Source organism: Salegentibacter flavus (genome assembly GCF_900115145.1).
GTDB lineage: Bacteria > Bacteroidota > Bacteroidia > Flavobacteriales > Flavobacteriaceae > Salegentibacter > Salegentibacter flavus.
This window is the reverse complement of the sequence record NZ_FOVL01000013.1, coordinates 69,676-82,114: the sequence shown is the minus strand read 5'-3', so window position 1 is coordinate 82,114 and position 12,439 is coordinate 69,676. Positions and strand designations below refer to the sequence as shown.

The 12,439-nt window shown below is 36.9% G+C and carries 10 protein-coding genes; 4 read left to right on the top strand and 6 right to left on the bottom strand.

Annotated features, from left to right (window positions below):
* Nucleotides 1-12 precede the first annotated feature (12 nt).
* The 6 genes from rsgA to BM266_RS11055 form a co-directional block, all read right to left on the bottom strand.
* The gene (rsgA, locus tag BM266_RS11080) at nucleotides 13-1,080 is read right to left on the bottom strand and encodes a ribosome small subunit-dependent GTPase A (RefSeq protein WP_093409563.1); all 1,068 of its coding nucleotides are present in this window, start codon (nucleotides 1,078-1,080) and stop codon (nucleotides 13-15) included.
* Between the two features lie 188 nt (nucleotides 1,081-1,268).
* Complete coding sequence (locus BM266_RS11075; protein ID WP_093409560.1) at nucleotides 1,269-2,147, bottom strand: DMT family transporter; 879 nt, start codon at nucleotides 2,145-2,147, stop codon at nucleotides 1,269-1,271.
* 476 nt (nucleotides 2,148-2,623) lie between these two features.
* Entirely contained in the window at nucleotides 2,624-2,950 is a 327-nt protein-coding gene (locus tag BM266_RS11070) for a cupin domain-containing protein (RefSeq protein ID WP_093409558.1), read from the bottom strand.
* A 588-nt stretch (nucleotides 2,951-3,538) separates the two neighbouring features.
* Nucleotides 3,539-5,224 (bottom strand): formate--tetrahydrofolate ligase, encoded by a 1,686-nt coding sequence (locus BM266_RS11065; RefSeq protein ID WP_093409555.1) that lies wholly within the window; start codon nucleotides 5,222-5,224, stop codon nucleotides 3,539-3,541.
* A gap of 284 nt (nucleotides 5,225-5,508) precedes the next feature.
* Nucleotides 5,509-5,928 carry a hypothetical protein gene (locus BM266_RS11060; protein WP_093409552.1) on the bottom strand — a complete coding sequence of 140 codons (420 nt, stop codon included), beginning with the start codon at nucleotides 5,926-5,928 and terminating at the stop codon, nucleotides 5,509-5,511.
* Entirely contained in the window at nucleotides 5,918-6,340 is a 423-nt protein-coding gene (locus tag BM266_RS11055) for a GreA/GreB family elongation factor (protein ID WP_093409550.1), read from the bottom strand. The genes BM266_RS11060 and BM266_RS11055 overlap by 11 nt, the downstream gene beginning before the upstream one ends.
* A gap of 266 nt (nucleotides 6,341-6,606) precedes the next feature.
* Here BM266_RS11055 and BM266_RS11050 point away from each other — a divergent pair, with 266 nt between their 5' ends.
* The 4 genes from BM266_RS11050 to BM266_RS11035 all read left to right on the top strand — a co-directional run bounded on the left by BM266_RS11050 (nucleotide 6,607) and on the right by BM266_RS11035 (nucleotide 12,432).
* Complete coding sequence (locus BM266_RS11050; RefSeq protein WP_093409547.1) at nucleotides 6,607-7,155, top strand: RNA polymerase sigma factor; 549 nt, start codon at nucleotides 6,607-6,609, stop codon at nucleotides 7,153-7,155.
* A 107-nt stretch (nucleotides 7,156-7,262) separates the two neighbouring features.
* Nucleotides 7,263-7,466, top strand: coding sequence for a hypothetical protein (locus tag BM266_RS11045; RefSeq protein WP_093409545.1), 204 nt, complete (start codon nucleotides 7,263-7,265; stop codon nucleotides 7,464-7,466).
* 191 nt (nucleotides 7,467-7,657) lie between these two features.
* Entirely contained in the window at nucleotides 7,658-10,951 is a 3,294-nt protein-coding gene (locus BM266_RS11040; RefSeq protein ID WP_245760428.1) for a SusC/RagA family TonB-linked outer membrane protein, read from the top strand.
* Nucleotides 10,952-10,953: 2 nt separating this feature from the next.
* Nucleotides 10,954-12,432 carry a SusD/RagB family nutrient-binding outer membrane lipoprotein gene (locus BM266_RS11035; protein ID WP_093409543.1) on the top strand — a complete coding sequence of 493 codons (1,479 nt, stop codon included), beginning with the start codon at nucleotides 10,954-10,956 and terminating at the stop codon, nucleotides 12,430-12,432.
* Nucleotides 12,433-12,439 lie beyond the last annotated feature (7 nt).

Below are 12,439 nucleotides of genomic sequence, written 5' to 3'. Positions count from 1 at the left end.
ACTCCGTCTATCTTAATACTTTTTTTTATTCCTGTCTTTTTTATAGTCCTTTAGCCTTTTACCAAATGCTTTGTCTTTTTTTCGTTTCTCTGCAATGGTAGATTCAAAATGAGTTTTCTCTCTTTCCATTTTTAGGTAATTTTCGTACGAAGCTTTCTCGATTTCTCCTTTTTCAAGGGCTTCAAGAACTGCACATCCAATCTCATTGGTGTGGGTACAATCTTTGAATTTACAATTATGAGAAAGTCTGAAAATCCTGTCGAAAGTGATTTCCAGGCCGCCTGTTGAATCGGCAATCCCCACTTCTCTCATCCCGGGATTGTCAATTAATATACCTCCGTTTTCGAGAATAACCAATTGCCTGTGACTGGTAACATGTCTCCCTTTATTTGTACTCTGGCTTATTGTATTTGTTTGCATTATAGTCTTGCCGGAAAGCCTGTTTAAAAGAGTGGATTTTCCAACGCCCGAAGAACCCAGCATACAATATGTTTTAGCTTTCTCAATGATCGCTTTTATTTTATCGTATCCATCCTGGGATTTGTTGCTTATTGCAATTATCGGCACATTATTAATCCGGACTTTTATTTTCTCCAATATCTCAGAAAGTCGAAGCTCATCAATTAAATCAATCTTAGTGAGCACTATAACAGGGCTAACTTTTGAGGAATTACAAATGGTCAGGTATCTTTCAAGTCTGTTGATATTAAAATCCCTGTCTGCAGCCTGCACTATTAAGGCGTAATCAATATTTGTCGCAATAATTTGCTTCTCCCCGGCCTGACCAACATTCTGTCTTGAAATCATTGAGGATCTTGGTAATACTTTATGTATTAGGGAAAAACCTGAATCATATTGGGTTAAAGCGACCCAATCCCCGACCGCCGGAAAGTCTTCACGAGTATTTGATGAAAATCGTAAATTCCCTGTTATCTCGGCTTCCAGTTCCCCCTTTTCAGTTTTTACAATATATCTTTCTTTATGTTCTGAAACGACTCTTCCAACTTCAAAGTCTTTAAGATTATTCTCAACCCTGAACTTTTCCAGTTTATCATTATATCCAAAATCTTCTAACTTCATTTCGGTTGCCGGTTGGAGCCTGTCTTTTTAGTATTAAGCACATCTCATTATAACACTTAAATATAAAGAATATCTCTGGTATTTCCGGGAGAATTTACGCTTGTAAATTATAGGGATTTTAAGGCAAACTAATTGCCGTTAAAAAATACATACTGTTTATTTTATCGATTCCTTAAATTCAGGGACACCTATTTTTTCTGGGTTAATAAAATCCCAAAGGATACTACAGCAATTCCACCGACATCCGTTATATTAATTTTATCACCAAAAGTCAACCAAGCCATTAACATAGTTACCGGCGGGCCCAGATAAAATAAACTTGCTACCCGGGTAGCATCAAGCCGCTCAATTAATCTCCACATTAAAAGATAGGCCCCCAGGGAAACAGCTAAAATCAGCCAGGTCATTGCATAAATAAATTCAGGCACCCAGTCTGTAGCTAGCTTTTCCACAAAAATGGCGGGAAAAGCTAAAGCCAGCATTGTGGCAAGGCTTTGATAAAAGAGGCTCTGGTCAAGTGGTAATTTTTCCTTCTCATCGTTTATTTCCATCCTTCGCTGAATTAAAGTAGCAATGGTAATCCCTATAACCGATCCTAAAGGAATTAGATAACCAAAAACTGAGCTCGAACTGCTAAAATCTATTCGAAAGGCCACAGTTATTACCACACCTATAAATCCTAATATTAGTCCCCACCATTGGTATTTATTTGTTTCTTCCCTGGTAACATAACCGGAAAGAGCTCCGGTTGCCAGGGGTTGTAAGGCTACAACGAGCGCCACAATTCCCGCCGGGACCTTATTATCCAGGGCCAGTAATACGCAGGTAAGCCATACCCCATGGGCTAGAAAACCTATTAGCATATTCAAGGATATCACCTTCAAACCGAGCCATTTAAGCCTTCTTCTTATTATTAGATATAAGGCTATTAAAGCGGTTACTGCAAGATATCTCCAGAATATTAAAGTAAATGGTCCTGTAAAAGGCAATCCGTACTCAGCACCTATAAAACCAGAGTTCCATAATAAAACAAAGCCCACAATTAATAAAATTGTACTCTTTTTCATCAGCTTAGGTAGTTTTTCAGAGATACTATTTCCGGCATTTGAGCATTTTATACATCTCCTGATTTTGATGGTTTCATTGATTTCTCAATAAGCTTACATCGAGTGCTTTAGAAAATACTAATATAAAAGTCCTGAAACGAGCCAAACATTTCAGTCTTCCCAAAATTTTATTAAATACCTCTGAATGATCTAAATATTACCATTCGGGACGTCTATTCAGAATGTAAAAATTAGACAGAGGACGATGTTTTCAGCAAAAAGGCTTTAAAGTGAAAACCCTGAGCTTTTGGCAGGTTCAGGATTAGGCCTTCGTCTGGGCGAAGATTTAAAAGGAATGAGGTGCGGCTCAAAGTCTTTCAGAGTACAATCCTGAACTTTTCCGGTTTATCATTATATCCAAAATCTCCTAACTCGATTTCAGTTTCCTGTCTATATATCTGCGAACTTTTTCCCGGGAATCATTTTAACTTTGCAAACTATTCTTTGATCATGATCAAAAGCATTTTGAAAGGTTCAGGAGCTGTTAAAGCATGTGGCACATTAGCCGGCATAATAATCATCTCGCCTTCTTTAAGCTCATACTTTTCATCCTTAATAGTTATCTCACATTTTCCATCAATGATAATGGCTGTTGCATCAAATGGAGCGGTATGTTCACTGAGTTCCTGCTCTTTATCAAAAGCAAAAAGAGTAGTATTCCCATTTGAATTTTTGGATAGTATCTTACTCACAGTTGATCCGTCCGAATAAGTTATAAGTTCTTTTAGATTGAAGGCTTTTGCTGTTTCTAAGTGTTTTTTCATGATAATGTTTTTTAATAATATATTAAATTTAACGCATCATATAAAGATAGTGTGAAATTGCAAGGTTGATTGTCACAATCAACCTTGCAAGAGCACCCCTTTTAGTTATCGGGATTCGATTTAAAACTGGGTTAAGCACTGCTTTTCATAGGGTATGTCGGATTATATTTACTTTAAAAAGGCTATCCGTTATTTGTGATAACTGTTAATACGGTGCATATCTTAGCTATCAATCTGAATTATTTTTTCAGTTTCTCCAGATAGATAATTATAAATAGAAGTATTTATGAAGTTTAAAGTTTTTTCGATCCCTTCAATGAATTTCCTGTATGCTTTTCGTATTTCGCCATTATCTATAGTATTCAGACAGTTTTTTTCAGCAAGTGTGGAATGATGGACCTATATCTTCGGAAAGACCAACAAAAGTATATTGGTATATAATATCTGGAGAATTTAGAAAATACAATCGTAAATTAAAGTCCGGAAATTATTTATGAGATCTTCAGGATAAGCAGAATTCTTAAAATCAAAACCTTCCGGGAATTCCCGGAAGGTTCTTTTTTATTTGGAAGAAAATAGATCTTGCCCTTAAATTAGCCCCGAAATATTTCCCTCCAAATCTACTGTTATATTTTCTGAAGCAGGATATGCTGGTAATCCTGGCATTCGCATCATATCTCCGGTTATAGGGATAAGAAATCCGGCACCGGCAGCTATTTCAATTTCTCTCACATTAAGAGTGAATCCTGTTGGTCTTCCTAAAAGAAGAGGATCATCAGACAAAGATTTTTGGGTCTTGGCAATACAAACCGGTAACTCTTCCAGACCCAGATTTAAAATAGTCTTAAGATCTCGTTTTGCTTTTGGAGAGAACTCCACTTTTTCTGCACCATATATCTTTTTTGCCACAGTTTCGATTTTGGTCACAACATCCTGCTCCCATCGGTAAAGGGGTTTAAAATCTGAATTATTTTCTTCAATAGCTTTTAGCACTTTGGAAGCGAGGTCAAGAGCTCCTTCTCCTCCTTTGGCCCAACCATTAGAAAGGGCCACTTTCACATTAAGTTTCCTGGCAAGATCAAAAATAACCTGTATCTCCTCATCGCTATCGCTGTAGAACTTATTTATGGCGATAACCGGGGTAATGTTATATAATTTTGCATTTTCCAGGTGTTTTTCCAGATTGGGTAGCCCTTTTATCAAGGCATCTACATTAGGAATAGTAAGTGAATTTAAAGCTGCTCCCCCGTGGTATTTGAGGGCCCTTATTGTGGTAGTCATGACAACTACCTTAGGGGCAAGCCCTGCACTCTGACATTTGATATCGAGAAATTTTTCTGCTCCAAGATCAAATCCAAAACCAGCCTCAGTCACTGTATAATCTGAAAGACTCATCCCCATTCGGGTAGCGATTACTGAATTTGTCCCCTGCGCGATATTTGCAAAAGGTCCCAGGTGAATAATTGCAGGATTTCCTTCAATGGTTTGTACCAGGTTAGGCTTAAGCGCATCCTTGAGCAAAGTGGCCATAGCACCTTCGGCATTAAGATCGCGGGCATAAATTGGTTTTTTCTTAAATGTATAACCAATAAAAATATTTCCTAAACGTCCCTTTAGATCGTCCAGGTTTTCTGTAAGGCACATGATCGCCATGATCTCTGAAGCTGCGGTAATATCAAAACCACTTTCCCGTGGGATTCCAGAACCTGTTCCTCCCAGACCTATAACAATATTGCGCAGGGAACGGTCATTCACATCCATCACTCTTTTTAAAGTAACAGTACGGGGGTCTATTCCCAGGTTGTTGGTTTTTGACTGAATATTATTGTCAACTAAAGCAGCAAGCAGGTTGTGTGCCTTTTCAATTGCCGAAAAATCCCCTGTAAAATGAAGATTGATATCTTCCATTGGTAGCACCTGGGAGAAACCTCCTCCGGTAGCGCCTCCTTTAATTCCAAACACCGGACCTAAAGAGGGTTCACGCAAAACTACAGTGGTTTTCTTTCCAAGGCGGTTCAAGGCCTCCGAAAGCCCAATGGAAACAGTTGTTTTACCTTCACCTGCCGGCGTTGGGGAGATAGCTGAAACCAGGATCAGGTTGCTGTTCTTCACCTTTTCCTTATCAATCCTGGAAAGCGGAAGCTTGGCTTTATACTTCCCGTACATTTCAATTTCTTCGGAATCAAGTCCTAGTTTTCGGGCAATTTCCGTAATAGGTTTTAATTCTATTTTTTGGGCAATCTCAAGGTCGGTAAGTGGCGTTGTCGTTTTCATTTTTTTCCTGCTTTTGGTAACACAAAATTACGTGCTATAACAGCTTTGAAAAATGATCGGTATCAGGTTATATTAAATTAATAAAACGTTTTCGAAGGTTTACATTTTCCCGAATTCATATTGCCCAAATTCACTATAATGAGCCTTGCCTTTATCGGTAATTATAGTTCACTTTTAAAAAGTAAAAAACCGCCTCCATTTCTGAAAGCGGTTTCCAACCAATTCAGGTAAAAAGGACCAGAGATAGCACCACCTCCGGCCATTTAAAACCAACACGACAAGCTTTATTTACCGAAGTTGATTTCGATGTACTTATAAATCAGGGACTTAAATTCCCTGAAAACCTTAAAATGCTTTATAAGTGTTTGCTTGAAGATCAGGTGATCTTTGAGATAGAAATTTTCATACTGCACATCATCACACTCCTTTAAACCTTCTTGCTTTATTTTATAATCCTGAAAGGTTTTAAGATGAAAATCATTTATTTCCCTCATGCTTTTCAAGTGATTTTTCAGGTAATTGGAGTCCTCAAGATTAATTTTAAGCTTAAGATCCTCACTAAAGCCTGAATTAAGGAGCTTGGAATAAAAGGCAGCTTCAGTTTCTATGGATTTCAATCGTTCTTCCCATTCTGAAGATTCAGATTCAATGCTTAACATCTGCACCTCCTGCTCATCAAAATGTTCCTGAAATTTATCTATCATTATTTTTTGTTTCTAGTTTAACTACCTGCTGGCGCACATCATCAATACTGATGATATTTTCACCTGTTGGGAAATTCCATTTAAGGGTGTCCCCTTTGGCGTACCCGAATAATGCCAGACCCATAGGGGCTAGGATGGAAATTTTATTCTGCCTTATATCGCTTTTTTCGGGAGATACGATCTGGTATTCCCGGGAAACGCTGAAGGGGGTACTGATGCTTACTACTGAGTTAAAACGTACCACATCCTCGGGCATTTCCTTGTTACTCAAAAAGCGCGCATTTTTTAATTCCTCACTTAATTTAAGTATTGATATTTTATAATTTTCATCCTTATAATATTGAGCCATTGAAATTATACGGTTCAGTAGTTCCTTCTCTTTTTTTTCAATTATTATCACACCGTATTTCATCTGTTCTGTTTTTTATTAATTTCAATGCTTAAGGGAAAATTCCCCTTTGGTTATATGCCGTTTCAATCCTGGAGATAGCAATCACATAAGCCGCAGTTCTCCAATCGGTTTGAGATCTATCCACCTCATCCTGAACTTTTTTGAATACCTGAATTTACAATCAAGGAACATAAACCTGTAATCTATAAACTACACTTTTCATTAACTTAAAAATTAGAAAACCCTCGGAGGATTTTATTTTGATTTATTTGTAAAGAGCTTAACTTATGAAAATTTCATCGTCCAATAGAAAAGATTCGCGTCTGTTAAAACAACTGCAGAAAGGCAATAAAGAAGCCTTTAATGCAATTTTTGAAAAATATTGGGATAGGCTCTATATCTACGCCTTCAAAATCTACAACGATGAAAACATCTGTGAAGATATAATTCAGGAAGTCTTTATAAATCTCTGGGAAAACAATAAGAACTATCAGATTGAAAACCTGGAGGCTTATTTATTTAGATCAGTAAAGAATAGAATTGCTAACCATATCCGGGATTTGAAATTCACTGAATTACATGAAGAGGTAATCAACTCAATTTACCTTTTTAATATTCCTTCGGAAGAACTGGAATATAATGAACTTAAATCTGGGATTTTTGGCAGAATTGAAGCATTACCTCCACGCTGTAAACAAATTTTTTTATTAAGCAGATGTGAAAACTATACCAATCTGGAGATTGCTGAACTGCTGAAGATATCAAAAAGAACAGTAGAAACCCAGATTAGCAATGCGATTAAATTAATTAGATCATATCTGGGAAATGAAAACTGAATAAAGACCAATTTAATATTGGTTTAATGTTAAGCACAGGCCCTATAAATTAAGTCTGTATTAAGAAGACAAAAAGAAATACGTGTTACCGGAAAGTTTTGTGTCTTATGAGTAAACAAAAGCAGTTGAAAAGATTAATCCTTTTCTCCCTGACAAAAAAATATGTTGAAGATGGTGTCAATCTACATCAAAGACTTGCTATTGAATTATTTTTTCAAAAGATGCAGGAAAAAAATGAAGCTATGGTGCAGTTAACAAGTTTCAAAGCAAAAAAGTTACTTAGAAATATTGAAAAAAAAATTAACTATTAATTCCATGGGGGAAATTTCCTCAGGACTCTATAAAGATTAGTGTTTCATCTAAAAAAATCAAACCTCCTAAATATCGAAAGTATAAGAAGAAAAATAAGTGTGAATTAGCCCAAAGAAATTGGCCCGTTCCTGCTGCAACAGAGACGGGCCTTCATTAAAAGACTAAAAAATAATTTTATAGCCTCAATTGAATGAATACTAAATTACAATTTTTAAAGGGAATATTTAAAAAAACCAATCTGTTCTTAACTGGTTTACTGGTTCTGGCAACTCCACTTCATTCCATGGAGTCAGATAAGCCTAAAACGGAGAAAAAACTTAATGGAATTACGCTCCTAACCGGTTTTAAATCTTATATAAAAGATGAACCTATTGCCCCCGGCAATCAGCAAAATATAATTCGGGGAAAAGTACTTGATGACCAGGGTATGCCATTGCCTGGTGCTACTATCATTATTCAAGGTGTTAACCGGGGAACCAATTCCGATTTTGATGGAAATTTCAATCTGAGAATATCAGAATTCCCGGTGAATATTGAAGTTTCCTTCCTGGGATTTGAAACTCAAATTATTGTTGTAGAAAACTCAACCCCTGTGGAAGTTGTTTTGGCAGAGAATGCAAATGCCCTAGACGAAGTGGTGGTTACCGCTTTGGGAATTACTAAAGCCGAAAAAAAGATTGGATATGCCACGCAGGAAATTAATACGGACGACATACAGAAAATCTCTGTTCCTAATATAGGCAGTTTGTTTTCGGGTAAAGTAGCGGGATTGCAGGTAAGTAACCCGCCGGGCTTATTTCAGGGACCTACATTTTCCTTGCGAGGTAAAACTCCCCTGATTGTGATTGACGATATTCCAGTTGAAACGGACTTTTTTGATATCTCTCAAAATGATATAGAATCAATAAATGTTCTTAAAGGGACTACCGCTTCGGCTTTATATGGTTCAAGAGGAAGAAATGGAGCTATCCTTATTACCACAAAAAATGCAACAGAAGAAGGGCTCACTGTTGAGGTAGGGCAAAACCTGATGGTGTCGGCCGGTTATGCAGTATTCCCCGAAACTCAACATGATTACGGGAATGGTTCTAATGGTCAGTATGAGTTCTGGGATGGTGCAGATGGCGGTATAGCTGATGGGGATATGATCTGGGGACCAAAATTCAATGAAGACCTTCTAATTCCTCAGTGGAACAGTCCTATTGTAGATAATGTTACCGGAGAAGAAATACCTTGGTACGGGAATGTTACCGGAACTCAATACGATGATCGATCCAGGTATTCTCGCAAACCTATTCCATGGGAACGTCATGATAACCTGGATGAATTCTTAAGGACTAGCATTATTTCCAGTACGAATTTTTCTGTAAGCCAAAAAAATAAAAATGGGTTTTATAGGCTGAGTGGGAATTTCAATCATAATCGTGATAGAGTTCCGAACTCCAGTTTATCACAAGGAGGTATGAGCTTTAAATCCTTAACTCAATTATCAGATAATTTAAGTTTAAGCAGTAAGTTGGCCTATAACAAAATTTATTCTCCAAATTACCCCAATTACGGGTATAATCCTAGTGGTCATATGTATACACTGCTCATTTGGATGGGAGAAGATGTTAATGGAAAAGATTTAAGAAATCATCAATGGGTTCCGGGTTTAGAAGGTTATAGGCAAGCCAATTGGAATTATGCCTGGTATAACAATCCTTGGTTTGGATCAGAAAACTACCTTAAGGAATTTAATTCAGACCTTCTAAATGCTCAATTAAATTTAACTTATTCCTTTAATGAACATCTTAAAGTGCAAGTAAGAGGTTCCGGGGTTATGAAACAAAATTTTGAAGATTTACAAAGCCCGAAATCCTATTTTAATTATAGTGCTCCCAGGGAAGGTTCCTATCAAACGTGGAATAAAAAACGCTTAAACGTAGATTACGATGTTTTAGCAACCTATGATAAGGAAATTAATGAAGATTTAGGTATTGTTCTTAATGCCGGAGCATCTACTTTCTATAGAAGTTATCAGGAGGAATTTGCTGCTACCGATGGTCTAACCGTACCTGGAGTCTATAATATGGGAAATTCCACCGGTCCGGTAAATGCAAAAAATTACCTTTGGGAAAAAGCAATAAATAGTGTTTATGGAACAATGGAGATAGATCTCTACGACACCTATTTCCTGACATTTGCGGCACGAAACGACTGGTCTTCCACCTTACCTGAAAAGAACCGGTCTTACTTCTATCCTTCCCTCTCTGGTAGTATTCTTCTGGGAAATATCATCGATCTCCCTGAAACAATTAGATATGTAAAACTATTTGGTTCCTGGGCAAGAGTTTCCAGTGATCTGCAACCATATCAGCTAAATGCCTACTATAAGAGCTCAGGAAACTTTGCGAATACCCAAAGATTAAGGTATCCAGCAGACATCATAAACCCTAATATTGAGCCTGAAACTTCAACATCGTTCGAAATTGGACTCAACTCCTCGCTGATCAATAACAGAATCGCGTTTGATGCTACTTATTATAGGACAGTTGATACAGATCAAATAATCAATCAGCCTATTTCATTGGCATCCGGATTTTCCAGTCGGAAAATTAATGGTAATGAGTATACAACTAATGGCCTGGAACTTTCACTTAGTACTAAGCCTGTACAGAATAAAAATTTTAAATGGGCTAGTTTAATAAATTGGTCGAAAAAAGTAACCAAATTAACTGAAATTTCAGGTGGGAGTGAAAAATTCGGAAACCTCTCATTAAACGATCGGGTTGATAGTTATTATGGACAAGAATGGATGAAATCTCCAGAAGGCAAAGTGATTTTAAATCCTAATACCGGATTGCCTACTCGTGATAACTATTATTCATACCTGGGCCATTTCGATCCGGATTGGACTTTTGGTTTCGTTAATAATTTCAAATATAAAAATTGGAACCTCAACATAGCAATGGATGGAGTCTGGGGTGGCGTCCTTAGATCTCAGGTGGTCGAAAAAATGTGGTGGGGAGGAAAACATCCTAAATCAACTCAATATAGAGACCAGGAATACGCTGCCGGAGCACCGGTGTATATTCCGGAAGGAGTAAATCTTGTAAGCGGGGAATTAGTAAGGGATATAAATGGAAATGTTATATCTGATACCCGAATATTCAAGGAACATTCCTCTCCAATTAGTTGGCAAACCTGGTCGCAAAATTATCCCTATCGGGCAAGAGTAACAGAAGAAGAAAGTGAAACTTTCGCAAATGTTTTCGACCGCTCCTATCTTAAATTAAGAAGCCTGTCTCTTAGTTATAATTTAAATGACCTATTAAATAGCGAAACTATTACTGATGCAAATATTAGTCTTAATGGTTATAACCTCTTCGTTATTCAGAAAGGAGATGTCTATACAGACCCCGATTATGCGATTTCAGATGAAAATGATATTCAAGATCCTTCTTCCAGATACATCGGCTTAGGTATTAATCTTAAATTTTAAACATGAAAAATATTTATTCAATTATTTCATTAATAATTTTAACGGCAACCTTTACTTTCAGTTGCCAGAATTTAGATGAGCTTAACGAAAATCCTAATAATGTTAGCGAAACTCATCCTCAATTACTTTTAACCGAAATCGCTACCAACACCTTCCAGGTTGAAGGCACCAGTCCACTCTATGCTTCCCGAATGCTTATACAAACGGGTGAAGAAAATGATTATCAATATTATAAATGGGGTAGTGGAAGTTTTGGAGCCTATAATGACCTAAGGCAGGTAACTAAAATGATTGAGGAAGGGGAAAGAATCGGTAATAACAATTATATAGCTATCGGAAAATTTTTCCGGGCATATCATTTTTATCAATTAACCTTAAAGTTTGGCGATATCCCCTATTCTGAAGCATTACAAGGGGAAACCAATCAAACATTTCAACCTCGTTACGATTCACAGGAAGAAGTTTTTGAAGGGATTATCACCGAGTTGGATGAAGCTGCAGTTTTAATCGATCCAGCCATATTTGTTGAAGGGGATATTATATTTAATGGAGATGCCTCTCAATGGTTAAAATTGATAAACTCTTATCAATTAAAGGTCCTAATGAGCCTATCAAAAAAGACAAACGTAGGAGCTATTAATGTATCAAATAAATTTAATGAAGTTTTTAATAGAGGCCCACTTCTAAATTCATTGGAGGATAATGCACAGTTAGTCTTTGTTGATCAACAGGGAAGCCGATATACTGAATTCAATTCCAGTAGCTATGGTTCCAGTATGTTTATGTCCTCGACTTTTATTGACCTTTTAAAGGATTTTAAAGATCCACGTTTATTTGTAGTAGCGGAGCAGACTCCTAAAGCTGCTTCTGCTGGTTTGCCAATAAGTGATTTCAATGCTTATCATGGAGGAAGCCCAACGGAAAACTACTCAGTAATCAATGAAACTTTAGTTGCCGATGGCAATATATCTAAGGTTAATTCAAGGTATTATACTAACCCTGTAACCGAACCACATAATTTATTATCCTATTGGGAACTCGAATTTATTTTAGCTGAAGCCGCAGTTAGAGGATGGATAAATTCCGATGCCGGCGAGCATTTGAAAAACGCCATTGAAGCAAATTTTAATTTTTATAGAAACCATTCCTGGGAAATGTCAGAATACCTTGCTGACAATTCAGTTGAAGATTATCTCGATCAGTCAGAAATTGAATTAAATGGTGATATTGATAGCCAATTAAAATTAATCTTAACACAAAAATATCTAACAAGCTTTCTTCAAGGTGGATGGTCTGCTTATTATGACTACTTAAGAACAACTCAGCCCGGTTTCGAATATCCAACCGGCCAAACTCCTCCTAAAAGATTTGTATATCCAAATCAGGAATATAACAACAATACTACCAATTTAGAAGCGGCAATTAATACGCAATATGGTGGAAATGACGAAATTAGACAAACTCCATGGTGGTTAAAATAAAAAAATT